This window comes from Fusibacter sp. 3D3, from assembly GCF_001748365.1.
In the GTDB taxonomy this organism is placed as follows: Bacteria; Bacillota; Clostridia; order Peptostreptococcales; family Acidaminobacteraceae; genus Fusibacter_A.
On the sequence record NZ_BDHH01000014.1, the window covers coordinates 44,436 to 70,908 of the forward strand.

General features: G+C 37.3%; 21 protein-coding genes, 1 pseudogene, 2 riboswitches and 1 other annotated feature. All 22 genes and pseudogenes read left to right on the forward strand.

What is annotated here, in order from left to right:
- Nucleotides 1-28 precede the first annotated feature (28 nt).
- The 22 genes and pseudogenes from F3D3_RS15575 (at nt 29) to F3D3_RS15685 (ending at nt 26,471) form a co-directional block, all read left to right on the forward strand.
- The gene (locus F3D3_RS15575) at nt 29-1,519 is read left to right on the forward strand and encodes a sodium:alanine symporter family protein (RefSeq protein ID WP_069875381.1); all 1,491 of its coding nucleotides are present in this window, start codon (nt 29-31) and stop codon (nt 1,517-1,519) included.
- Nucleotides 1,520-1,836: 317 nt separating this feature from the next.
- A pseudogene (locus F3D3_RS24695) lies at nt 1,837-2,961 on the forward strand (ISAs1 family transposase).
- A gap of 274 nt (nt 2,962-3,235) precedes the next feature.
- Nucleotides 3,236-3,510: a binding site (T-box leader), on the forward strand.
- A 128-nt stretch (nt 3,511-3,638) separates the two neighbouring features.
- Nucleotides 3,639-5,291, forward strand: coding sequence for a glutamine--tRNA ligase/YqeY domain fusion protein (locus F3D3_RS15590; protein ID WP_069875384.1), 1,653 nt, complete (start codon nt 3,639-3,641; stop codon nt 5,289-5,291).
- Nucleotides 5,292-5,373: 82 nt separating this feature from the next.
- Nucleotides 5,374-6,513 (forward strand): metallophosphoesterase, encoded by a 1,140-nt coding sequence (locus tag F3D3_RS15595; protein ID WP_175438404.1) that lies wholly within the window; start codon nt 5,374-5,376, stop codon nt 6,511-6,513.
- Nucleotides 6,513-7,691 carry a flagellin lysine-N-methylase gene (gene fliB, locus F3D3_RS15600; RefSeq protein ID WP_069875386.1) on the forward strand — a complete coding sequence of 393 codons (1,179 nt, stop codon included), beginning with the start codon at nt 6,513-6,515 and terminating at the stop codon, nt 7,689-7,691. Before F3D3_RS15595 ends, fliB begins: the two co-directional genes overlap by 1 nt.
- A 49-nt stretch (nt 7,692-7,740) precedes the next feature.
- Nucleotides 7,741-8,499, forward strand: a complete 759-nt coding sequence (locus F3D3_RS15605; protein ID WP_242877151.1) for a TSUP family transporter — start codon at nt 7,741-7,743, stop codon at nt 8,497-8,499.
- A gap of 60 nt (nt 8,500-8,559) precedes the next feature.
- Nucleotides 8,560-8,775, forward strand: coding sequence for a hypothetical protein (locus F3D3_RS15610; protein ID WP_069875387.1), 216 nt, complete (start codon nt 8,560-8,562; stop codon nt 8,773-8,775).
- 266 nt (nt 8,776-9,041) lie between these two features.
- Complete coding sequence (locus tag F3D3_RS15615; protein ID WP_139132119.1) at nt 9,042-9,875, forward strand: PRD domain-containing protein; 834 nt, start codon at nt 9,042-9,044, stop codon at nt 9,873-9,875.
- 152 nt (nt 9,876-10,027) lie between these two features.
- Entirely contained in the window at nt 10,028-11,398 is a 1,371-nt protein-coding gene (gene nagE, locus F3D3_RS15620) for an N-acetylglucosamine-specific PTS transporter subunit IIBC (protein WP_069875388.1), read from the forward strand.
- Between the two features lie 106 nt (nt 11,399-11,504).
- Complete coding sequence (locus F3D3_RS15625; RefSeq protein WP_069875389.1) at nt 11,505-11,990, forward strand: PTS glucose transporter subunit IIA; 486 nt, start codon at nt 11,505-11,507, stop codon at nt 11,988-11,990.
- A 173-nt stretch (nt 11,991-12,163) separates the two neighbouring features.
- Nucleotides 12,164-12,787 carry a TetR/AcrR family transcriptional regulator gene (locus F3D3_RS15630; protein ID WP_069875390.1) on the forward strand — a complete coding sequence of 208 codons (624 nt, stop codon included), beginning with the start codon at nt 12,164-12,166 and terminating at the stop codon, nt 12,785-12,787.
- Nucleotides 12,788-12,823: 36 nt separating this feature from the next.
- Nucleotides 12,824-13,843 (forward strand): HlyD family secretion protein, encoded by a 1,020-nt coding sequence (locus F3D3_RS15635; protein ID WP_069875391.1) that lies wholly within the window; start codon nt 12,824-12,826, stop codon nt 13,841-13,843.
- The gene (locus F3D3_RS15640; protein WP_069875392.1) at nt 13,840-14,643 is read left to right on the forward strand and encodes an ABC transporter ATP-binding protein; all 804 of its coding nucleotides are present in this window, start codon (nt 13,840-13,842) and stop codon (nt 14,641-14,643) included. The genes F3D3_RS15635 and F3D3_RS15640 overlap by 4 nt, the downstream gene beginning before the upstream one ends.
- Entirely contained in the window at nt 14,630-15,721 is a 1,092-nt protein-coding gene (locus F3D3_RS15645) for an ABC transporter permease (RefSeq protein WP_069875393.1), read from the forward strand. Before F3D3_RS15640 ends, F3D3_RS15645 begins: the two co-directional genes overlap by 14 nt.
- A gap of 117 nt (nt 15,722-15,838) precedes the next feature.
- Nucleotides 15,839-17,128 (forward strand): response regulator, encoded by a 1,290-nt coding sequence (locus tag F3D3_RS15650; RefSeq protein ID WP_069875394.1) that lies wholly within the window; start codon nt 15,839-15,841, stop codon nt 17,126-17,128.
- Nucleotides 17,129-17,179: 51 nt separating this feature from the next.
- Nucleotides 17,180-17,319, reverse strand: a riboswitch (cyclic di-GMP riboswitch).
- A gap of 9 nt (nt 17,320-17,328) precedes the next feature.
- Nucleotides 17,329-17,514, reverse strand: a riboswitch (cyclic di-GMP riboswitch).
- Nucleotides 17,515-17,556: 42 nt separating this feature from the next.
- The gene (locus F3D3_RS15655; protein ID WP_069875395.1) at nt 17,557-18,426 is read left to right on the forward strand and encodes an aldose 1-epimerase family protein; all 870 of its coding nucleotides are present in this window, start codon (nt 17,557-17,559) and stop codon (nt 18,424-18,426) included.
- A 54-nt stretch (nt 18,427-18,480) separates the two neighbouring features.
- Nucleotides 18,481-19,182, forward strand: coding sequence for a 1-acyl-sn-glycerol-3-phosphate acyltransferase (locus tag F3D3_RS15660; RefSeq protein WP_069875396.1), 702 nt, complete (start codon nt 18,481-18,483; stop codon nt 19,180-19,182).
- Between the two features lie 34 nt (nt 19,183-19,216).
- Entirely contained in the window at nt 19,217-19,885 is a 669-nt protein-coding gene (locus F3D3_RS15665; RefSeq protein ID WP_069875397.1) for a M48 family metallopeptidase, read from the forward strand.
- Nucleotides 19,886-20,056: 171 nt separating this feature from the next.
- A complete protein-coding gene (locus F3D3_RS15670) occupies nt 20,057-22,231 on the forward strand; it encodes a chemotaxis protein CheA (RefSeq protein ID WP_069875398.1) in 2,175 nt (724 codons plus the stop codon).
- 16 nt (nt 22,232-22,247) lie between these two features.
- The gene (locus tag F3D3_RS15675; protein WP_069875399.1) at nt 22,248-22,712 is read left to right on the forward strand and encodes a chemotaxis protein CheW; all 465 of its coding nucleotides are present in this window, start codon (nt 22,248-22,250) and stop codon (nt 22,710-22,712) included.
- Nucleotides 22,713-22,726: 14 nt separating this feature from the next.
- Nucleotides 22,727-25,549 carry a methyl-accepting chemotaxis protein gene (locus F3D3_RS15680; RefSeq protein WP_069875400.1) on the forward strand — a complete coding sequence of 941 codons (2,823 nt, stop codon included), beginning with the start codon at nt 22,727-22,729 and terminating at the stop codon, nt 25,547-25,549.
- 109 nt (nt 25,550-25,658) lie between these two features.
- A complete protein-coding gene (locus tag F3D3_RS15685; RefSeq protein WP_069875401.1) occupies nt 25,659-26,471 on the forward strand; it encodes a protein-glutamate O-methyltransferase CheR in 813 nt (270 codons plus the stop codon).
- Nucleotides 26,472-26,473: the final 2 nt, after the last annotated feature.

Here is a 26,473-nt window from a genome sequence, read left to right on the forward strand (position 1 = left end):
AACTACAGATAAAAAAGGGGGTAAAACAATGACTCAAGCAACGGTTGAATACATTGTATGGGAGGTTCTATGGGGGACACCACTAATCATAACAATTCTGGCAATCGGATTATACTTGACATTTAAAACAGGTTTTTTCCAGTTTCGGTTTTTAAAACACGCTATGGGTGAAGCCTTTAAACAATTCATGCCAAGTAAAATGAACCAAGGCGTCGGTGTTATCAGCTCGTTTCAGGCGATGAGTTTAGCACTGGGCACCACTGTAGGTGTGGGCAATATAGGGGGTGTTGCGGCGGCCATAGCCATAGGCGGACCAGGCGCTATATTCTGGATGTGGGTTGCAGGTTTGCTCGGGATGATTATCAAGTTGTCTGAAATTACACTTGCCGTTCATTACCGCTCTAAAAATGCAGATGGTTCTACTTATGGGGGGCCGAACTACTACATGAAAAAAGGCATTGGCAAACAACTTGGCTTAAACAAAGTTTTTAAAAGTTTGAGTGCAATCTTTGCATTTGGATTTTTGGTCAGCTTTTTTATCAACATTCAAATCTACACTGTGGCGGAAGCGATATCTAGTACTTTTAATACGAGCATGATGACTATGGCGGTGGTTTTTACAATTATACTTTATATCATGATCTCAGGTGGTTTAAAAGGTCTTGGAAAAATAGCGGGGACTTTGGTGCCCTTTATGGTGGTATTTTATTTGGCAGGCGGTTTGTTCATCATTGTGAAATTTGCAGATCAAATCCCATCCTGTCTAGGGCTGATATTCAGCAGTGCCTTCACAGGGACTGCAGCAGTAGGTGGCTTTGGCGGTGCAGCATTTGCACATGCGATTAAGACGGGGATGGCCAGATCCGTTTTTTCAAACGAAGCTGGATGGGGCTCAGCACCGATGGTTCATGCATCTGCTCAGGTGGATCATCCTGTAAAACAAGGTGTTTTAGGCATCTTTGAAGTCATGGTAGATACCTTGTTTATTTGTTCGGTAACAGCGCTTGTCATTATGGTGACCGGTCAGTGGTCTTCAGGATTATCGGGTGCGGCATTGACACTTAGCGCTTTTGAAACAGGTATTGGGACTACAGGAAGAATCATTTTGGCACTGGGCACATTTTTATTTGGCATTACAACGGCAAGCGGCATTTATGCTCAAATGGAAGTTGTATTAAGGTATCTACTAGGAGAATCCAAGCGTAAAGCGCTTTGTTTAAACATCTATAAGTGGCTCTATCCACTTCCAGGGCTAGGCCTAGTAATCGTAGCCGTTTATTATGCATTTCCAGGTACAACGGTATGGTTATTTTCAGATATGTCAACAGCTTTGCCCATCTTTGCAAATGTCGTCGCACTTGCAATTCTCAGTCCTAAAGTACTTGAACTCTTAAAAGATTATAAGGCGAGATATTTGGGGATTGGTGAAATTGATCCTAAAACACAGTTGTTTTATGAAGATTCAAGCCCTGAGGATTTAGATTTAATCGATGGTCAAGAAGACTTTAGTATTGAGTAAAACCTTTATTCGCATGTCTATGACAATCCTTACCCTATTAATGCCGCACTTTGGCTTAAAAACAAGCCGATTTCAAGGCGGCTTGTAAAGGTGTAGGGATTGTTTTGTGTTGTGGCACTTAAAATGTTTTTAAGGCTATAATGTGTCTTCACCAACACGGCTATCGCATGAAAAAAATGTAGAGTATTTTAGGAAAAGTGAATGCGAAAATGCAGAAGGAATAAATGGTAATAATTACAAAAAGGAATTAAAGAAGTAATGTCGAATTCAATACTAGAGGAAAAAAACTCTGGAGGAGAATTCATATGGACAAAACAATGTTTAAAAGTGCATTTGAAAATGTAAGCGATTTTAGACAAGAGTGGAAAGTAAAACATAAGCTGATAGAAATAATCTTTACAACAGTGATTGCAACGATTGCAAATGCGAATACCTGGATAGAAGTAGAATCCTTTGTAGAGGCAAAAAAAGAATGGTTTAAAAAATATGTGGATTTAGAGAATGGCGTACCTTCTCATGATACGTATAAACGCGTATTTGAAAATTTGGATAGTGATTCTTTTAATAGAGCCTTTATAAGCTGGACAAGCAAGCTATCGAATGAATCCGCTGGCAGAATAATCGCTGTAGATGGAAAAACATCAAGGGGATCACATACAGAAGATAGGAAGGAAGTTGGGACATGATCCCATTAGACACGGAAGGTTCACYAKSAYARYTAAACAGARGAATCAMGRSCTWTATAGARTATTACAAGCRGATGCYYMKTAAGCTGTWSSCATTTTAGCTATTYAGTAMAKGATAKCATAMTCACAMTWKWMGCTMTGGKTASACRARRWAASATAGTYKAAAMMATAAKMKKWAAAGAAKCAGATKATKTASKCTCATKAMAAKRKAAKCAAGGTAATTTTAATGAAGAAGTAAAAAGTTATTTTGAAGATGCAATTGAATCCAATTTTAGAGATTACCCAGTAAGTAGAAAAACAACTCTAGAAAAAGGTCATGGAAGAATTGAAAAAAGAGAGTATTATCAGACAAACGATATAGAATGGTATGTAGAAAAAGACAAATGGAAAAACTTATCAAGCATAGGTATGGTAAGGCGCACAGTGACCACAAAAGGAAAAGAAAGCGTAGAAGTGAGCTATTTCATATCCAGTTTAAAAACACCAGAAGAAGGACCATGTGAAGTGTTTGCAAAGGCCGTGAGATCACATTGGGGTGTAGAAAGTTGTCATTGGATACTTGATGTTGTTTTTAGAGAAGATCATAGCCGAGTAAGAATGAATAACGGTGCTGCAAATCAATCCATGTTGAAGAAGATAGCCATGAATATTTTAAAACAAGAGACCATCACGAAAAAGAAGACCAGTTTAAAGTTGAAGCGTTATAAAGCATCAATAGATGAGTCTTTTCTAACGAAAGTAGTATCTGAGCTGTAGAAAAAAGGCTGAGTTATACCATTCGTAGGGTAAGTCGGCTGTAGTGATACAAACGGTTTATTAGTTGTGCCCTCAAAACTGTAAAAAGGATTGAGCTCTGCATTAAAACATAAGTCATGCCACATAATCCAATAGCGCAATGCTATTTTTTTAAGACTTTGAATAAAAGCCTTGATTATGGTAGATTTTCATGCGATAGCCGTGTAATATTGACATAAGCAGTTGACGTTTGAATAACCCTATGCTATTATGAAAACAATTTAAAACCAAAGCAATAAAAGCGATGAAGAGGGCAAGTAAGTTATTGAATCAATCCAAGAGAGTCCATGTATGCTGAAAGTGGATATTGATGCAATTAAAGAAACAAGCCTCAGAGCTGCGTACGGATCTAAACAATCATTTCGAGAGCGGAATGTATTCTTAGTGATGCTGCGACAGGCGCTCCTGTTATAGGGCTAAAGTATCCCTGATGGGTGGTACTTGATAAGGTTGATTTTGTGAGAAATCAACAAAAAGAGGTGGCAACGCGATATAACATTCGTCCTCAAGTTTATGACTTGAGGAGGGATGTTTTTTTTTAATCATTAGTCCTCGTCTAACCGCGTAGAGGCAGGCGTTTTCAACCTGCTCTAAGCAGTAAGACGAGGACGTGTCAGACAAAACAAGGAGGCAGTAAAATGACGGAGAATTATATTCATAAAATGATGGAAGAAGATATTTTAAGAGGGGAGTACTCTAGGCCGATCTGTACAAGATTTCCACCTGAACCCAATGGGTACTTGCACATCGGGAGTTTATACGCGATCCATTTCAGCTATTTTGCGGCAAAAAAATTTGATGGCAAGTTTAACCTGAGATTTGATGACACAAATCCGCTTAAAGAAGATATGGAATTCGTAAATGCCATTATAGAAGACATGAAATGGATGGGGTGGATTGATGAAGAGCGCATTTTCTTTGGCTCAGACTATTCAGACTTCTTCTATGACTGTGCCGTTAAATTGATTAAACTGGGGAAGGCATATGTGTGTGATTTGTCACAAGATGAACTTAAAGAAACCCGAGGCACACTCACTGAACCTGGAACAGATAGTCCTTATAGAGCAAGAACCTTTGAGGAAAATTGGATGCTATTAGAGGAAATGAAAGCGGGGCTGCATCCAGATGGCAGTAAGACGTTGAGAGCTAAGATTGATATGACATCCCCAAATATAAATATGCGCGATCCCGTTATTTATAGAATTCTTCACGAACCACATTATAGAACGGGTGATCAATGGTGTATCTACCCCATGTATGATTATGCACATCCCTTACAAGATGCTTATGAAGGCGTGACGCATTCACTTTGCTCAATAGAGTTTAGAAATCATAGGCCCCTTTATGACTGGGTGCTTGAGACGCTTGAGTTTAAAGAACCGCCGAGACAAAGAGAGTTTGGCAGAATGAATATGACCGGTGTGGTGACCAGTAAACGGTATCTTAAAGAGCTGGTGTATGGCAACTACGTCAGTGGTTGGGACGACCCAAGAATGCCGACGATTAAGGGGTTAAGGCGAAGGGGGTATACGAGAGAAGCCATTAACGATTTCATACACAGTCTAGGGGTTTCAAAGGATCAAAGCACCGTGGATATCTCCATGCTAGACCATTGTCTCAGAAATGATTTAAAAGAAAAAGTGCCAAGTGTTATGTGTGTATTAAATCCACTAAAAGTAACGATTACGAATTATCCTAATGATAAAATTGAATTTCTTGAAATTGAAAATAACGCTGCAAACGAGAGTCTAGGAAGCCGTGAAGTGCCTTTTGGAAAACATCTTTTTATTGAAGCAGATGATTTTATGTTATCGCCCATCAAAGGGTTTAAAAGATTGTCATTAGGTGGAGAAGTGAGACTTAAAGGGGCTTACTTTATCAAGTGTGATGATGTGCGTGTGGATGAAGCAGGAGATCCTGTAGAGCTACTTTGCACCTATGACATAGAGACTAAAAGTGGCAGTGGTTTCACGGGTCGTAAAGTAAAAAGTACAATTCACTGGGTACATGCGACTGAGCACGTAAAAGCGGAGATTCACCTCTTTGATCGACTATTTGAAGATGATGATATTGCACGAGATAAATCGCTTTCATGGGATGAGAAGATCAATCCGAATTCTCATATTGTCTTAGAGCATTGTTTGTTGGAAAAAGCCATGGCAGATGTTAAAGCAGAGGATAAATTTCAGTTTATGAGACACGGTTATTTTAATGTGGATGAAGTCACTAAAAGTGAAGGATATGATTTCTATAAGATCAATAGAATTGTACCCTTAAAGAGTTCCTTTTAGAGGTGATTATTTGATGATGTTATGTTATCCCCTTTATAATTATGCTATAATCAACTTGGATTACTTGAAATGTGAGGGCGATATGAGTGAAAGACTAATCAATATAACATTAAATGAAAAAGAGCGCATTGTAGTGATCAGTGACATCCATGGAGGCTTAACGCATCTTGACGCTTTACTGGATCAGATCGAGCTCAAAGCAGAAGATCTTTTAATTATATTGGGCGATTTTATTGAAAAAGGGCCTCAAAATATTGAAATGCTGTATCGCGCAATGTTGCTTGAAAAAAGACCTAATACTTTTGTACTCTCTGGAAATTGTGAATCCTTTGTTTATCAAATGATTACAAATGCTGAAAGACAAGGGATGATTAAAACATACCTCGATAAAGTTCAGTATCCCTCGCTCATCAGTGATTTATATGATAGAGCTTGTTATATTGACATTAAAACGGAACCCTTTGATCCAGAAGAGGTCCAAAGAGTACTTCAAGAAGCTTATCCCAGTGAACTGGCCTTTTTAGAACATCTGCCATGGGGGCTGAGTGCACCACCTTTTATTTTTGTCCATGCAGGCATAAAATCTGAACATGACATCGATAAAAAGACACTTTTGTCATACCCTGCATTTTATGAAGCAGAGCATAACTTAGATAAAATTGTCGTCGTGGGTCATTGGCCAGTGTTAAATTACTTGGATCATTGTCTACTTGCAAATCCAATTCTTGATTTTGATAAACAAATTCTCAATATTGACGGGGGATATAGTGTGAAATGGCATGGACAGGTCAATGCGCTTGTCATTGAAAAAAATGGGGATCAATACGAATACAAATCCTATTTTTCAGATGATCTTAAAGAACGCAAAGTGAAAGCTTATAGTGTGTCCAGCATTGAACCACATCTTATGGCGGGTAAGCCGTTTAAGATCATGTGGAATGACAATCAAATAGAAGTCATTGAAACTTTACCTGAATTTTCACTGTGTTTAAAAAAATCCACAAATGAAGTCGGACTTGTTAAAAATGAATTTATACAGACAATAGGCGATCAGACCTATTGTACTGAAGATTATATATTCAAATTGCATCACCTCGAAGCGGGGGATTATGTGAGATTTATTGAAAATTATGGGGAATATGCATTTGTAAAATACAACCATGAATACGGTTGGATTCCTTCTGTCTTTTTAGAAGAGGATCAAGAATTGGGGGCACATTAATGAAAATTTTAAGACCTGATTATATGGAATCCTTTAAATGCATAGGTTCTCCGTGTATTGATAATTGTTGTATTGGTTGGGATGTTGATATTGATAAACTAACCTTTGAGAAATATCAAGAGGTCAAAGGGGATCCACTGGAAACGCTCATTAAAGATTTTATACACATCAATGCGGCAGAGCACGATAGTTCAGTCAACTTTGCAGTCGTGTCTTTAACGGCCAATAAAAGATGCCCCTTTCTGGATTTGACAAAACTCTGTAAAATTCAAAGCAAGTATGGTGAGCCGTATCTATCCAATGTTTGTGCCCAATACCCAAGGATATACAATCGGATAGATGGCAAATTAGAAGTATCGGCATCCATATCCTGCCCTGAAATTGCAAAGTCAGTTCTATTCGAACCCAATGGGGTACAGTTTGGAACTGAAGATTTTTTAAATGAACGTGATGTGATGATCAGCTATGATGTGGATACAAAATTACCCGCATTTAAGGGCACACCTGCAGAAAAACTGCAAAAAATCAGATGGATTTGTCTGGATATTATGCAGAATGCGACGTTAAAATTAGAAGAGCGTTTTGAGATCATTGGACACTTTGTATTCGGTTTAACTCAAACCCGTAATAAAGAAGAAATCACAAATTGGATGAATCGATATCGGAAGCAGCAAGTTTCAACCTATGAAATAGACGATCTCAGTAGCAATATGCTCAAAAGATCGAAGCAAATTTTAGATCTATTGGATCCTAAATCAACCATTGTTTCAGAGCGATTCTTGCACCATTATCATGAATCAGAAAAAATATTAAAAGATAAAGCGTTGAATTTGAAAGCTTTGAAAAATCAATATTATGATCCATACTTTGAAGATCGTCACTATATATTTGAAAATTACTTTGTGAACCATATGTTTAAAGCACTTTTCCCTTTTACTGAGGCAGAATGGATATTTGATGCCTATCTTCTGATGTTATGTAGATACCACTTGATGAAGCGGCAACTTTTAGGCATTGCAATTGCAAATAAAGGTTTAACAGACGCGTTGATACTAGACTATTTTCAAGTCTTTTCTAAGGCAATTGAACACCATAAATCATTTATGCTAGACTTAACGGAGTGGTTTGGATACTTGAAAATTAACGATATGAAATCGGTTAAGAAATTTTTATTGTGAAGTAAGGTTATCGTGTCAAAAGTCATTTGTGTAAAAATAGGAGGATAAAGTGTCATTAGTGATCATTTGTTTTGCGGGCTTTTTTGCAGCATTAGTAGACTCAATGGTAGGCGGTGGGGGTCTGATAAGTCTACCAGCATTACTTGCGGCAGGTCTGCCGACACACCTTGCACTTGGTACCAATAAATTTGCGTCCAGTACAGGTGCTGTAAGCAGTTCATATCATTATTTTAAATCAGGCAATCTCAATAAAAAAGTGCTTACAAGACTGGTGCCTTTTTCTCTAATAGGCTCGTTAATAGGCGTTAATGTGGTTTTAGGGCTCAACCCAGATTTCTTGAAAGCGATGATTATTTTTTTAGTGGCAATAATCGGTATTTATACACTGATGAATAAAAATTTAGGTCTTGAAGATCACTATAAGGAGCCCACTGCTTTAAGCTATATGCAGGGGCGAATTATGGCCATTGCAATTGGTTTTTATGATGGTTTTTTTGGGCCAGGCACAGGCTCCTTTTTAATATTTTCTCTGATAAAACTCTTTGGATTTGATTTTAAAAAGGCTGCTGCAAATGGAAAGGTTTTAAATTTAGCCAGTAATCTGGCTGCACTTTTTTTATTTTTAATCAATGGGAAAGTGGTCTTGTATTATGCAGTCCCAATGGCGATTTCCATGATGATTGGTGCAAGAGTTGGGACGCATTTAGCCGTAACAAAAGGCTCAAAATTTATCAAACCTATATTTGTCGTTGTTTCCTTTACACTGGTTGCCAAAATGGCATTTGAAATGTTGAGTGGTGTGATATAAACGCATTATTATGGGTATAAATGCATTGGACGATGTCGTATTAATGGAGTGGAGGTCTTTATGATTGTAAAAATTGTCGCGAAAGAGGTTTTGAAAACTTTTACAAAGGATCAATTTACATTGGATCCATACCAAATTATGGAGGAAGATCATCTGCTTGTAGATGGAAAACTCTATATTATCATAGGTCGTGCATTTGATTTTGAAAAAGAGACGATTGTGTACTTTGTAGAAGCAGAAGAAGATCGTGAAACTCAAAATCATTGGGGTTTGTGATCAAAAAAGCGTTGACACAGATGCTCAATGATGATATGCTTTTTTTAAATTAACTGTCCAAGATGGTATGTTACTGTTAAATCAGGCATGAACCTTAATGAGAATATTCATTAGCGTTCGTGCTTTTTTGTTATAAATCATTAGTTTTCGTCCAGCTTAGAGGCAGGAGTGTTTAACCTGCTCTAAGCGGTTAGATGAGGACGGGCCCGACAAAACGAAGGTTTGGAGGACAATGATTATGTATTAGGGTGTTTTGGGGGGATTTTGTGAACTATAAGATTATAAAACCGATGAATCATAATGTTGTATTAGCCAGTGAACAAAATTCCAAGGAAGAAGTCATTTTAATCGGAAAAGGAGTTGGTTTTAATCGAAAAATAGGTCAGGATGTCTTTTTATCGGAGCATGAGATTGATAGAATCTTTAGAACTTATGATGAAAAGTACAAAGAACACTATTTTAATCTCTTAAAAGGGATTGACAGTGCGGTTTTGGGTGTTTGTGCTGAAATTGTATCCGAGGCAGAAAAAGAGTTTGGACAAATAAGCCAAAAGCTCTTTTTAGTCTTATCAGATCACATCAGTTTTGCACTTGAACGCATTAGAAATGGACTTGACATCAGCAATCCCTTCCTCTATGAAATAAAAATGCTATACTCAGAAGAATATAAAATGGGATTAAGAGCTCAGTGGATGATTAATCAATCGATTCATGTTGAAATTCCAGAAAGCGAAGTCGGGTTTATAGCACTTCATATACATGCAGCGAGGCATAAAAAAGATGTAAAAGATACGGTTAAGAACACCAGAATTATTAAGGCGTTGGTTGAAATTATTGAAAAGAGACTGGATAAGAAATTACAAAAAGGGACTTTGATCTATGATCGACTCGTGAGTCATCTATGGTATTGCCTTGATCGAATTGAAAAGGGGGAGGCTGTTGAGAATCCCTTGGGAGATACAGTGAAGATACAATTTCCTGAAGCCTATGCCGTTTCTGAAAAAATGGTGGACTATATTGAGAAATCTCTAAATAAGAAAGTCTATGAAAATGAGAAGGTGTACATGACCATTCATATTGATCGGATTAGAAGAAGCTGACGTGTTACTGTTTATTCAGGCATGAGTCAAAAGCAATCAGAGTATTGCTTTTGGGCTCATGCCTTTTTTGTTGGTTATTATAGCCTTTATACTTTGTGGAGAGGCAATGATATACAGGGCACTTATCTTATATTTTAAAAGGAGGCATTTTTATGAGTAAAAGTTTTGGAAACATCCAAAAAGTCGGGAAAGCTTTAATGACGCCAGTTGCGGCGTTACCGGTCGCAGCACTCTTATTAAGACTTGGTCAACCAGATGTCTTTAACATTCCAATCATATCGGCTGCGGGGTCTGCATTGTTTGGAAATTTGGCACTTTTATTTGCCATTGGCGTTGGATTTGGACTTGCCAAAAATAATCAGGGTGCTGCTGGACTTGCAGGTGCTATTGGGTATCTTGTTATTAAAGAAGTGACACTTGCAATGAATCCAGATATTAACATGGGGGTATTAGCAGGTATGATTGCGGGTATTATGGCGGGTGTACTCTACAACAAATTCCATGATATCAAGTTGCCGGATTGGTTAGGTTTCTTCGGTGGAAAGCGGTTTGTGCCGATTATCACGTCGCTGTGTGCTTTGGTGCTCGGGGTTGTATTCGGGTATGTTTGGCCACCCATTCAATTAGGGATTGATTCACTGGGCACATGGATCATAGGCGCAGGTGCACTTGGAGCAGGTGTGTTTGGGTTCCTCAATCGTTTATTGATTCCAGTGGGGTTACATCATGTCCTCAACTCGTTCTTATGGTTTGTATTCGGCGAATATGGTGGTGCCACAGGTGACCTCAGCAGATTCTTCGCTGGAGATCCAACAGCAGGTACCTTTATGGCAGGATTCTATCCAGTGATGATGTTTGGTCTCCCAGCTGTTGCACTTGCTATGTACACAACCGCTAAAAAAGAAAACAGAGCAGCGGTAGGCGGCATGTTATTTTCAGTGGCATTCACTTCATTTTTGACAGGTATTACGGAACCTCTTGAATTTATGTTTATGTTCCTTGCACCCGTTTTATACTTTTTACACGCGGTATTGACAGGTGTGGCGATGGCAGTCGTTTCAAGTATGGGTATTTTACATGGTTTTGGATTCTCAGCAGGCGCAATTGACTTTGTCCTAAACTATGGACTGGCAACGAATCCACTGCTCTTGATTCCAGTGGGCTTGGCCTTTGGCGTCGTTTATTATGTGATATTTGTGTTTGTGATCAAGAAGTTTAACTTACAAACACCTGGTAGAGCAGATAATGAGAGTGGCAATGAAACGCTTATTGAAGAACTTGGGATTTCCAATGTTGCCTATGGTTATGTCAATGCACTGGGCGGTAGAGAAAATATCGTAGAAGTGGATGCATGCATAACGCGTCTTAGAATGACCCTTAAGACAAATGAGCTGGTAGATGAAGAGGCACTAAAAAAAATGGGGGCATCTGGTTCAATAAGACCAAGCAGCACGAACATCCAAGTCATAGTAGGCACAAAAGCAGAGCTTATTGCTGAAGAGATGAAACAAATTTTAAGATAAAAACGTTGTGTTTAACAGTATAGGCAAAAATCCTTCAAAGTGTAAAGACGCTTTGAAGGATTTTATGATATGATAGGATTTGATCACAAAACGAAGGCGGTGTCAGATGTTTAACTTTTTAAAAAAATCAAAATCGATTCTCATTAAGATGCCTTTTGAAGGTGATGTTGTCGATTTAAAAACAGTTCCGGATCAAGTATTTTCACAAAAAATGATTGGAGATGGATTCGCAATTTTGCCCAAAGCAGGTATCCATACGGTGTGTAGTCCTTGTGATGGTCAATTGATTCAAATATTCCCAACCAATCACGCAATTGGCATTAAGTCAGATGAAGGGATTGAAATGCTCATTCATATTGGGATTGATACTGTTGAGCTGAAAGGTGAAGGCTTTGAAAGATTATTAGAACCACCATGTCCCTTAAAGGCAGGTCAAGCTATTTTAAAATTTGATGAGGCTGCAATAAAGGCGCTCAATAAAGCTTCTATCACCCCAGTTGTCTTTACTGAAATGAAACTTATTAAGACGATTTCTGTTCATTATGGTGCTTTGAAAACAGGGGATGTCGTTTGTGAAATCACCTTAGAATAAGGCGCCTTATGGATAGAAAAAGGAAGCGTCAATTTTAAAGCGCGACAATTCAAAAACATTCTAACGCAGAGTGTATTTGAATTGTCGCATTTTTTTTATTGACAACAAAGAGAAATGACGTATACTTTAATAGTGAGTACTCACTCACTATCGTTGTGACGAGGAGGTTGTTCATGGGAAAACGTGAAGATACTGAAAAACAAATTTTAAATGCGGCGGTTCAAATGATTTCTGAAAAGGGCTATGATGCGACTAAGACAAACGAAATCGCAATGCTCGCCAATACAAGTGAGGCCATTATTTTTAAATATTTTAAAACGAAGAAGGGGCTTTTAACGGCGATTGTCAACAAAGGTGTTGAATTATTAGGAAGAGAACTCGCCTATAAACCGATACAAAAAATCTTGATTGACAATACAAGTAAATCGCTCGATGAGGTCTTTGATATGATTATTGAAGATCGAATTACGCTGATTTTAAAAAATCACGCCATTTTAAAGGTCTTGTTAACAGAAATGCAGTATCATTCAGATTTAAGAGATCATATTATAGATCAAGTGGTCAGTCCTATTTTCTTAGAGTTTAGAAATTTTATGAAAATTCACAGAGAACGCGGCATCATTGATCCTGAACTTGATGATGAAGTGATTTTAAGAATGATAGCAGCAGGTTTATTCAGTGGTGTTATCAAAAGGGTAATCATGGAACAAACATTTGATGCAAGTGAGATGAAAAGGGAAATGCTACAGGTTAAAACGATTTTATTGAGAGGGATTACCCGAAAATCTGAATCCTAAAAATCTCAAAACAAGAAATTAAATGAGGAGTTTATCATGAAAAAAAGTATTTTTATAGGTATTTTAGCGATTGTTTTGGGCAGTATCGGATATTGCTTCAGCATAGGTGAAGCCGTTTCAACACCTGTGTATACGGGATTTATAGAGTGCAATATTACCAAAGCGATGTCTCAATCCAGTGGCAAAATAATAGAAATCAATGTAGAAGAGGGACAGCAGGTTTCAAAAGGTGATTTGATCGCCATAATAGACTCAAGCGACCTGTTATTTCAAAAAGATAAAATAATTGCTGAAATCGCCATAAAGGAGAATAAATTAGAGGATCTAATTGAAGGTGCAGATGCTAATGATTTTAAGCAAATTACGTTGCAACAAGAGGGGTTAAAGTTAAAAATTGCGCTCGCAACGGATCAGTTAAAAATCAAAAGCAATCAGTTAGAAGATGCCAGAGCGTTACTAGAAAGTAATGCCATTAGTGCAGAGCAACTAGAAAACGTTGAACTTGCTTATCAACAAGCTCAAACGGACTTAAGTGTTTTAAATAAGGAATATGAGAAAACAACACTTGCTTATGAAGATTTGCTAGAGGGAGTGAACCCACATACACTTGCAATTGCGGAAGAAGAACTAAAGCTCTCCGAAATAGCACGCCAGAGTATTGAACGCAAGATTGAAGAAACACATATCTTTGCGCCGTCTGAGGGTCGAATACGCCATGTCTATTTTAATGAAAATGAAATGGTATCCACAGGGGCCATTCTTGCGGATTTACTCGAACAAGAAAGCCTTTATGTTCAATTTTATGTGGATGAAGCCAATTTTTCTAAAATCGAACTGGGTGGCAATATAAAGCTGATACTTGACGGTTCTGGAGAGACTTTTACGGCTAAAATCACAAAAATATCAGATTATGCACAGTTTACACCTAAAAATATTTCTACAAAAGCAGATCGTCAAAGTCTTGTCTTTAAAGTGAAAGCAGATCTTGAAGAAAGTGCTGAGTTTCACAGTGGGATGATGGTGGACATAGAACTTGAGGCAGGTGCAGCGGAATGAATGAATCTATTATTATTCTGGATAAGATTCAAAAGCATTATGGTGAGTTGAAAGCCGTTCAAGATGTTTCGCTTTCGATTAACAAAGGTGAAATATATGGCTTGTTAGGCCCCAATGGTGCTGGCAAGTCAACAACCATCAAGATGATATGTGGTGTTATTAAACCAAGTGGGGGCACTGGTAACGTTCTTGGCTATGACGTCTATAAGCACAGCAATCAAATAAAAAACGGAATTGGTTATATGTCACAAAAATTTAGTCTATATGAAGATTTGACGGTTATAGAGAACATTACTTTTTTTGCAAACCTATACGGGTTAAGTAAAGCAGAAATAAAAGATAGAATTGTCCAAATTGTAGAAATGGCTGGACTTAATGGTCGAGAAAAGCAACTCACAGGGCATTTGTCAGGGGGCTGGAAACAGCGATTGGCACTTGGTTGTGCTATTATTCACAAACCCAAATTGCTTGTTTTAGACGAGCCCACAGCAGGTGTTGATCCTGTATCGAGAAGACTTTTCTGGGAAATGCTTTTTGAACTGTCTAAGCAAGGCATCACAATACTTGTAACGACACATTATATGGATGAAGCTCAGAGTTGCGATCGCGTGGGGTTTGTCTTCAGCGGCCGTAAATTGATAGAAGGGGTTCCAAAAGAACTCATTAAAGCACATAATGCCAACACTCTGGAGGACGTTTTTATTGAATGGGTTGAAAGAGAAACCCATACCAGTATAAAGCATTCTTTTGATAACTTGAAATTCATCAAGGAAGAGAGGGCACAAGATGAATCGATTTAGACATATTATCATCAAAGAATTTATCCATATTCGGCGTGACCCTGCAAGTGTGGGGATGCTCATCATGATGCCATTATTCTTTATGCTCATATTTGGTTATGCCGTAAATACTGAAGTGGATCAAATATATATTGGCGTATTAGATGGTGATCAAACGTTTGAAAGTAGAGAATTTGTCAGATCATTCATCACAAGTGACTATTTCAAACTCTATACAACTGTAAATGATACTTCAGAATTGCAGCTTTTAGTGGAAAAAGGCACCATAAAAACGGCTTTGATTATCCCTACAGGATTTTCAAAAAAATTAGCATCAACGGGTAATTGTGAGGTAGAGTTAATCGTAGATGGTTCAGATCCAACTGTTGCAAGAACAGCACTTCAAAGTGCGAATTTGCTCAGCAAGGCTTTTACGATGAAACAAAATATGAATCAAGGGATCACACTCTCAACGAATGTTTGGTATAATCCAGCTATGGAGAGTACTATATTTACGATTCCCGGTCTCATCGGATTGATTATGCAAAACATCACCGTGATGCTGACTTCGTTTTCTCTGGTCAGAGAGAAAGAAAAAAGCACAATCGAACAATTGATGGTATCTCCTATTAGATCCTATGAACTTATCTTGGGTAAAATGATACCCTATATTGTCGTTGGCAATATAGATTTTTTAATCACACTGGGGATTGGCATTCTTTATTTTAAAATACCACTTATGGGAAGCTTTGGACTTCTAATGCTGCTGGGAAATGCCTTTATCTTTTGTTCTTTGGCGATTGGAATGATGATCTCAACGATTTCAAAAAATCAGCTTCAAGCAATGCAAATGACACTTCTTATCATATTGCCAAGTGTATTACTCAGTGGATTTGTGTTTCCTAGAGAAGCCATGCCGCTTCCGATCTTCTACGCAGGCTACTTAATGCCTTTAACTTATTTTTTAGAAATATTGAGAGGCATTATTGTAAAAGGCGTTGGGATTCAAATCCTATATCAACAAGCCCTTTTTTTGCTTGGATTTTCAGTCGCTTTGCTGTCGCTAGCTTCCTTCAAGTTTAAACAACATTTAGAATAGCAATTTTTTTTGTTCTTTGATTTGTCAGCCATAAATTTGGTATACTATAGATGTGGAATCAAACGGTAATAAGAGATTCAGTTTTCACAAGACATGTTGGAGATAAGTAGGTGTAAAATGAGAATACTCATAGTAGACGACAGCAAAATTAATCAAGTAGTGGCAAGGGATACGCTTATAGCGAACCGCATAGAAAGTGAGATTTTTTTGGCCTCCAATGGTGAAGAAGCCTTAGAATTTATAGCGGTATCAGGATGCGATTTAGTGCTTCTCGACATTATTATGCCAAAGTATTCGGGCGTTGAAGTTCTAGAAAAAATAATGATGAATGATGAGATAAAGCATCCAAAGGTCATTATGCTCACAACAATTGAGGACACTCAGACCCTTAAACAGTGTTTTGATTATGGTGCTACGGACTATATAAGAAAGCCCTTTAATGAACTTGAATTTATTTCCAGAGTCAAGTCGGTTATAAGGGAGATTCAAAATGATCACCAAATTAAGCACACTGCAATTCAATTAGAACGGCAGAATGCTGAACTTGTAGAAACCAATAAAGCCTTAAAAGAAGCTCAATATTATCTTGTCCAAAAAGAGAAGATGGTCGCAATTGGTGAACTTGCAGCAGGAATTGCACATGAAATCAATAATCCTTTAGCTTTTGTCATGAGCAACCTCGAAACTGCCAAGAATTATGTATCTGTGATTTCAGATTTTATAGAGATTGGTAGAGAAATTATAACGATAGAGCATGCAGATCATTTTATGGAATCTATAACTAAAATGGATGCACTTTGGAAAGAGAAGGATTTGGATTTTATATTTGAGGATTTTTTAGAAGTATTAATAGATTCAGAAACAGGATTAAAACGTGTCGCTAAAATCGTCATGACCATGCGAAATTTTGCACGTATATCAGATGAGGATGTTTTTGAGTATGTGGATATGAATGTTTTACTTGATGAAGCTTTGCTTATTGTCAATAATGAAATTAAATATTCTGCAACGATTGTGAAGCATTACTCAGAGTGTAAACTGCTTTATTGTAATAAAGGTCAGATTGAACAAGTATTAGTCAACATGCTTGTGAATGCTGCGCATGCGATAAAGAGTAAAAATCAAGAAAATCTAGGCGTTGTTGATTTATCCACGTTGTGCGATGGCAAGTATGGTTATATGATTATAAAAGATAATGGTGACGGTATTGATTCAGAATTCATCAACAAGATTTTTAATCCCTTCTTTACAACAAAACCTGTTGGGCAAGGGACGGGTCTAGGGCTGAGCATCTCACATGATATTATTGTCAATAAGCATAAAGGTGAAATTCAAGTTGAGAGCAAAAAAAATGAAGGGTCAACCTTCACTGTGAAGATACCACTCCATTTAGTGATTGAAAAATAAGTTTTTTTAGATGGGGTATAGAGCCTATAATTCAAAAACAAAAAAACTTTTCCCGGTCGCTGGCTACCCTGTTATAAATCGAACTATCAAATAGTGATGGTTTTATGGATCCCCACAAATATTTAATGATTTATAATTTAGGTCCTATAGTTTTGCGTCATCAGCTTTCACTGATTTTGCCTTTGTAACCGAAAAGTTTTTTAGGTAGCTGGCTATCTTGTTTTTTTAGACTGTAGGAACGCCTTCTCAGTTTACAAGTATTATGATTCAAAATACCCTATATAGATTTTGAATTTTAATCCTATAAGGAATGCGTTTGCAGTTTTAAAAATTTAGATCCTTCAGCTTTGCGTCATCAATTTTCATTGATTTTGCTATACTATTAATATACCCAGAAAATATGATTTTAAACGAAAAGAGGTCAAAATTTGATTGAATTAAATAATAAATTTATAAAAGCTAAAGTGGCCATAAAGGGTGCTGAACTCACAAGTTTATTGGATCTTAAAAACAATAGAGAGTTACTTTGGCAAGCAGATAAACAGTACTGGGCCAAACATGCGCCTATTTTATTTCCCATTGTGGGCAGCCTAAAAGAGGGCCAGTATATTTATGATGATGTTAAATATGATTTGCCTCGGCATGGATTTGCAAGAGATCAAGCATTTACTTTGGAATCGCATTCTGATGATCAAGTCACATTGATGTTAAAGGACAATGCGCATTTGAGAGCGCTGTATCCCTTCCAATTCAAATTGTCAGTTACTTATAGACTGGAGGATAATAGACTCAAGGTCTACTACTGTGTGGAAAATGTCATGTCAAGCGAATTGTTCTTTTCCATAGGGGCGCATCCTGCTTTTAATTGCGATCTCAAATCAGAAAAGAGTTTTTTGCAAGTAGAAATGAAAGCAAAAACGAATGTGCTTAAAAGCCTGAATATCGCGTTAAGTGAGGGCTTGATTTCGGAGGGTTACAAGTCAATTGAACTCGAGGAAGGGCGCTTATATCTTACGCCTCAATTGTTCGATGAAGATGCGTTGATCTTTAAAGGTGAAAATATTGAGGGCTTCATATTGAATGATGACAAAGAAAACGCTATACTAAAATTTGAGTGTAGCAACTATCCCTATATTGGCATATGGTCACCAAAGGCACCTTTTGTCTGTATTGAACCTTGGCATGGTATAGCAGATTTTAAAAATGCCTCGCAGCAGTTAAAAGAAAAGCATGGTATTTTAAGGCTTGAAGGCAAAGCAAAGTTTGAATGCGATTATAGTATAATACTTGCGATATGAGTGGACACTCTAGCCTATATTTAGATCAATAAAATCATTAAATGGAGAAAATGGATGATAAGAACAATTATATGGTTTGCCTATTTTTGGATAAGTTTAGTGGGATTAATGCCTGCTTTATTCAAAGTGAATAAAATGACGGCAAATGAAAAATTAGAGTTTGCAGACCAAAAAGCAAGACAGTGGTCATCGAAGCTACTCAAGCTTGCGGGATGTAAAGTTGAGATCGTTGGACTTGAAAATATTCCTAAGGATAGCGCAGTGCTCTATGTGTGTAATCATCAGAGCAATTTTGATATTCCGCTTACGATTTTACATTTGCCTAAGACAAAAGGGTTTATCGCAAAGGTTGAGCTTTTAAAAATGCCATTTGTACGCGACTGGATGAAACACATGAAGTGTATCTTTATGGATCGAAGCGATATTAGACAGCAAGTAAAAGGGATCAGCCAAGGCGTCCAGTCTTTAAAAGAAGGTCAATCTATGGTGATTTTTCCTGAGGGGACGAGAAGCCCTGATGGCAAGGTGAAAGCATTTAAGCCAGGCGGTTTAAAACTTGCGACTAAATCAGGTGTTCCCATTGTGCCCGTAACCATAAAAGGTTCAAAAGACATTATGAAAAAGGGTTCCCTGCTCATTAAACCCGCAAATGTGGAGATTATTATATCTGAACCCATTTGGATCAATAAAGAGATGAACAAAGAAACCGTAGCCCTCACTGAAACCGTTAAAGCAATCATAGAAAGTCATGTGTAATCACGTGTAAATAGCAGAAAATTAATGAGGTTATATGAATATTAATGTTATCAAATCAAAGCGAAAAACTTGTGAGATTAAAGTCAACGCGGATGGGTCTGTAACCATTAAAGCCCCAAATCACTATACCAACCCTATGATAAAATCCATTATAGAGACTAAAGCAGACTGGATTGATCAGAAACTCAAATGGATGTCCGAATCGGAACCACCTTTGTGTTTTGAGTTGGGTTCAACGCTCCCTGTTTGGTATGAAGCGTTCACCATTGAATTTTCTGATCGTATAGATACTTATTTAGATCATGCGCATAAACGCATTATGATTAATCCTAAGGTGAAGCCTGAGCGAGAAGCGATTAAAAGGGAAGTCATAAAGTTATTAAGAGTTGTTTTAAGGAATCATCTGGTGGCACGTGTCAAAGTATTATCTGAAGAACTGAATGTACAACCTAATGAAATCAGAGTTAAGTTGATGAAATCACGATGGGGCAGTTGCAGTTCAAGAGGCAATCTGAATTTTTCACTCAATCTTGTTTTACTACCCAAAGAGATTGTGGATTACATCATTATCCACGAATTGGCGCATTTAAACGAATTGAATCATTCGAGTCGATTTTGGAGAATTGTTGAAAAATATCACCCGAGGTATGTTGAAGACAGAAAATGGCTAAAAATGAATACTTTCAATCTGAATTTGAACTGAATTTACTATAAAAATAGGCCTGTAATAGGGCTTATTTTTTTTAAAAAAATATTAAAACAGAAAAGTAGCGTTTAAAAATATCCTAAAGTAGGTATTATATACAACGAAAGTAATGCAAGGTGATATTGGCGGATCACAAGTGGGACGATATCATCAGAAGGAGGTATGTGAATGAGTGAGTATAATCAAAATGAGCCGATGATAGAAATGTATGTATATGAGACCACGCAACTTATTGACCGACTTGAGCAGTTGATGATGGCAGCTGAAAAAGAGGAAAGTCTTGATTTTGCAATTGATGAAATTTTCAGAATCATGCATACCATTAAAGGCAATTCCATGATGATGATGTATGAAGGCATAGCAGTGATTGCACATCGACTTGAGGATTTGTTTGACTTTTTAAGAAATAATAAGACATTGAAGTATAATCCTTCACGCATAACGGATTTGACACTTGCTATGATTGATTTTGTAAAAGAAGAAATCAAGAAGGTAGAGCGGGATTCGCAACCCAATGGCGAGGCAGGTGAACTCAGAGATGAAATCGTGACGTATTTAGAATCTCTAAAATTCATGAATGACAAAGAACAATATAGCACTTCAGAAGAGAGTGTGGTAAAACCACAATATTATATATCTCCTAAAAAAGTTGAAATGACAGAGCACAAAGAAAATTCGACAGATTTGAGTCATTTTAATTACTTTAGATTAAAAATTGAATATGAAGATGGCTGTGGCATGGAGAATATCCGCGCATTTACATTTGTTCATGGCATAAAAGATAAAGTAGAGGGTTTATTACATATCCCTACGGATATCACAGGTGATCCAAGTGCAGCAGATTATATTGTGGAAAATGGATTCAGAAGTTATATAAAAACTGGAATGCGCATGGAAGAAATGCAGGATATCATGAGAGGGGTTAGTTTTCTTAAAACTTATGTTCTCTTAGAGATTGACGAGCGCACTTTCCAAGAAACATGCAAGAATATTGAACTTGGCATCTTGGAAGAGCAAATTTTAGAAAATGAAGTTGAATTGGAAACAGAAATCATTGCAGATTTAAAAACCGATATGAGCAATCCTGAAATTAGTCAGTTAAATCATGAAATCAATCGTGAAAAGAAAGCTGTTGAAGCTCAAAAATCAAATGAAGTTAAACCTGAATCAGAAGGTAAAAAAGTGGCTAAACAAAGTTTTATCAGTGTTGATGTGAACAGAGTTGATAAATTGATGGATTTAGTCGGTGAACTGGTCGTTTCAGAGTCCATGGTTACTCGGAATCCAGAAATTTTAAATTTGCATCTTGAGAACTTTGAAAAAGCGGCAAGACAATTTAGAATTATCATGAATGAACTACAAGATACGGTTATGAGCATGCGGATGGTCCCTTTGACTTTGACATTTCAAAAGATGACTCGAATTGTCAGGGATATGAAGAAGAAAGTTGATAAAGAAGTCGATTTGATCATTATAGGCGAAAATACAGAAGTTGATAAAAATGTAATTGAAAATATTACAGATCCTTTGATGCATATCATAAGGAATTCCATGGACCATGGGTTAGAATCTACAGAAGAGCGCATTGAAATGGGAAAGCCAGAGACAGGCGCCATTATTTTAGAGGCGAAGCACTCTGGTGGCGATGTTTGGATCATTGTAAAAGATGATGGCAAAGGTTTAGATCGAGAAAAAATTCTGGATAAATGTGAAGACAGAAACCTTTTAACGAGGCCTAGATCAGAGTACCAAGATCGTGAAGTTTATGAAATGCTCTTTGAACCAGGTTTTTCAACCAAAGAGGAAGTTACTGAATTTTCTGGACGTGGGGTAGGGCTCGATGTTGTCGCAAGAAATATAAAGAAACTCGGTGGCACGGTTATCGTAAACTCTGAACTGGGCATTGGCACTGAATTTGCTATAAAAATTCCGCTCACATTAGCCATTATCAATGGCATGATGATGCAAGTGGGCAAGACCATATTTTCGATTCCTATTATTTCTATTAGGGAGTCTTTTATCGCCAAAGAAAGTGATATCACTCAAGATCCTGATGGTAATGAACTCGTCATGGTCAGAGGACAAGTGTTTCCAATTTTGAGATTGCATGAGAAATATGGTATTGAAACTGAAATTACCGATTTTAATGCAGGGATTCTCATTATGATTGAAGAGAATGGTAAGGAGAAAGTGTTTTTTGCAGATGCTATTTTAGGAGAACAGCAACTTGTTGTTAAAAGTGCTCCCAAATATTTAAGATCAATCGATGGCATGACGGGTTTTGCATTATTAGGAGATGGCCGGATTAGCCTAATATTGGACCCAGATAGTCTCGTGAATTAAGGGGGGGTGACTAAAAATGAGAAATAGGCATGTTGATGATGTTGGCGAAATAAAAAATATGCCGAAAGAGATCATCAAATATTTGACATTTCAAGTGGACAAAGAGGTTTATGGATTTGATATCAACTTTATAGTGGACATCAATCGAATTCAAGAAATAACGCTGGTGCCGCAACAAGATGCTTATGTCAAAGGGGTTATTAATTTAAGGGGACAAATCATTCCAGTGATTGAGATCAGAGCAAGATTTGGCAAGAGCGTCAGAGCGTATGATGATCGTACTTGTATTATCGTTATGAATTTTGAGGAATACACGGTCGGCGTTATAGTAGATACTGTACTCGAAGTGGTATCTGTTGAAAAAGATCAAATCACATCACAGAAGAACTTTGATAAGAAGAGTCGGTTTGTTCAAGGCATTACAAAGAGCAATGATTATATGATTACGTTAATGGATATTGAGAAGCTATTATTTGAATAGAAAGGATGATGGGGATGTTGAAAAATAGAAAAATTGGGTCTAAAATTGCGATTGGAATTGGGACGATGGTTTTAATTATTTCTTTAGTGATTGGATATACCATCTATAATTTAAGTACGCAAAAAAAACAAGCTGAATTGATGCAGGATAATTATCTTCATGCACTGAGTATCGCAACAGATTTCAATCACAATATCAATACGGTAATGTTAAACAGCAGAGCTTTCGGTCTATCTGGGGAAACAGCGTATTACAACGTGGCAATTTTGGGGATGGAAGCGGCAAATGTGAATTTAGAAGAACTGGCTAATTTTACAAAAGAGCACGATGCTGAAGCGCTGGTCGCTATGCACGAACAAAGCACACAGGCTTACAAAGAATACGAGTCCCTTATTCAGCAAACGTATGATGCCTATATTAAAATGGAGGATGCCAAAAATTTGTTGAACAGTTCTGCAAGTACCTTTGTTGAAGAATCTACTAAATACTACGAGGATCAAACAGAAAAATTGATGAGTCATATTAAGCTTAAGGATGCTGAAGAAAAGTTGATTGACAGAAATAATAAAATCAAAATGATCACAGATATACTTAACTTAGGCAATGCGATCAGAATTGAAAATCAAAAAGGAATCGCTTCAAGAGATGCAAATGAAATTAGAGCCATTCTTAAAAGCTTTGATGAAATCACAGTAATATTAGATGAAATTGGAAAAACAACGACGCAAGAAAGTAACTTACAGCAGCTTGATCATGTGAGAAAAGCAAATGAGGCTTATAAAGCCAATATGAATATCATCGCGGATCTCTTTGATGAACTTCAAGCAATAGGAGAGCAGCGGTTAGAAAAGGGCAATATTCTCACAAAAATAACAGATGATATAGCGCAAGGTAGCATGACCGATACAAATAACGGTGCAATAGAAACCATTAAAGCAGTAAATGCAACAACTCAAGTGCTTCTGTATGGATTCGCTTTTGCGCTCATTATTGGCATTTTATTTAACATCTACATCGTCAAAGGGTTAGTGAAAGGGATCAATCAAGTGACAAATGCAGCGCAGATCCTTTCAACGGGTGATGTTGAAGTCGATCTAGTATCTGACAGCAGAGATGAGATTGGCGTTATGACTGCAGCGTTTGTTAAAATGGTGGATAACATCAAAGCACAAGCTGAAATAGCGAAACTCATAGCAGATGGCGATCGCAATATTGAAGTCGTAATCAAATCAGATAAGGATGTGCTCAATCAAAATCTAAAGCGTGCCGTGGAAAGTTTGAATTTACTGCTTAGTGAAACGGATATGCTCACGCAGTCAGTTTTAAAAGGAGAACTTAGTAAAAGAGGTAAAGAAGGGGTTTTGACAGGGGTTTGGGAAGACCTAATTGTAGGGATCAATCAGCTCATCGATGCATTTGTCAACCCGATCAACATTACAAATGACTATATTACCAACATTGGAAACGGCATTATTCCAGAAAAAATAACAGAGACTTATTATGGTGATTTTAATAATATTAAAATGAGCATTAATAAATGTCTAGATGGCATAAGTGGTCTTGTTGAGGATACAAATACGCTCATAGAGGCGGCGAAGCAAGGCGATTTAAGTTATCGTGCAGATGAGACCCGTCATTTAGGCGATTATAAGAGAATCATAATGGGCGTAAATGAGACGTTAGATGCCATAATTGAGCCAGTCAATGAAGCAGCAACAGTGCTGGCTGAGGTTTCTGAGGGCAACTTGAATATAAGAGTTAAGGGGAACTATAAAGGGGATCATGCATCGATTAAAAATGCTTTGAATACCACGATTGAAGCTTTGGTAAGCTATATCAATGAGATCGCCTATGTACTTGCAAAGATGAGTGATGGTGATTTTACTGCAAATGTGAGAATTGACTTCAAAGGTGACTTCGTTAAGATTAAAATGGCACTAGAAGCCATACTGGAATCGTTTAATGCAGTCCTTGGAGAAATCGGCATAGCGGCAGAGCAAGTCAATACGGGTGCAAATCAAGTCAGTGCATCCTCTCAAAGTTTATCACAAGGCTCAACTGAACAAGCGAGTGCTATAGAAGAAATAACGGCAGCGATCACACAAGTGGCTGAGCAAACAAAAGAAAATGCAATTTCTGCAAATAAAGCGAATGACCTCTCTGTAAGAGCAAAAGAGGGGGCAATCGTTGGCAACTCTAGAATGAATGAAATGATCTCTGCGATGAAAGATATCAATGCTTCTTCCAACAATATTTCTAAGATCATTAAAGTTATTGATGAAATTGCTTTCCAAACGAATATACTTGCACTTAATGCCGCAGTAGAGGCAGCTCGCGCTGGAGAGCATGGTAAAGGATTTGCAGTCGTCGCTGAAGAGGTGAGAAATTTGGCCGCTAGAAGTGCCAATGCAGCGAAAGAAACCACAGATTTAATTGAGAATTCAATCGGCAAGGTGACAAGCGGCACAGAAATTGCAAATACCACTGCAGTGGCCTTGAATGAAATCGTCGAAGGCGTCAGTAAAGTAGCTGAGCTTGTCTCTGATATTGCAAACGCATCCAATGAACAAGCGACAGCGATTGCTCAGATCAATGAGGGGGTCAATCAAGTCTCTGATGTTACTCAAAATAATACAGCCACAGCTGAAGAAAGTGCGGCAGCAAGTGAAGAAATGTCAGCACAAGCAGAAATGCTTCGGGACATGATTTCAAAGTTTATTTTAACGGGACACAAAACACAAAAGAAAATGGTGAAAACAGTTCATCATGAAATATCACCCAAATCGCCTAAAGAGAGAGTCATTAATTTAGATGATGGCGAATTTGGCAAGTATTAATAGCGGTAGAGAATTTGTGCAAAACTAATTTGAGGTTCTCTAAACCGTATATCATTTTTTAAAAGAGGTGGCTTGATAAGCACCTCTTTTAAAAACTAAAGAGGTGACTATGAAGATAAAAGAAAGTGAATTTAATCGCATTCAGTCTTATGTTTATAAAAACTACGGTATTTTACTGACTGAAAAGAAAAAAACACTTGTAGAAAGTCGATTTACCCATATACTTGAAGTAAGAGGGTTTACAAGTTTTACTGATTATTTTGATACCATAGAGGCTGATAAAACAGGTAAAGAAATAGCAGAATTTATCAATAAAATTACAACCAATCACACCTATTTTTTTCGAGAGGAAAAGCACTTTGCTTTTTTAAAAGAGGTTGCATTGCCAGAAATTACATATCATGAACAGCAGTCCAAAGATATCCGAATTTGGTCTGCGGGTTGTTCAAGTGGCGAAGAACCTTATTCAATTGCAATGACGCTTGAAGCTTATTTGGGCAAAAATAAATTGCTATGGGATGCAAAAGTGCTTGCAACGGATATTTCTTTAAAAGTCTTAGAATCAGCTAATAGAGGTGAATATGAGCGCATTCAAGTTGAAAAACTCAATAAAGATATTCGTGAACGGTATTTTTTAAAACTCAATGATGAAAAATTTTTAGTGAAGGATAACATCAAAAATGAGGTCATCTTTAGAAAATTTAATTTGGTCAACAATTTTCCATTCAAAAAAAAATTTCACATTATATTTTGTCGAAATGTGATGATCTATTTTGATAAGGATTCTAAAAAAGAACTCATTGATAAATTTTATAACGCTTTAGTCCCAGGAGGCTATTTGTTCATAGGGCATTCTGAGACGATTGAAGATCGCTCTCAGGGCTTTAAATATTTACAACCAGCGATTTATAAAAAGGAGTAGCG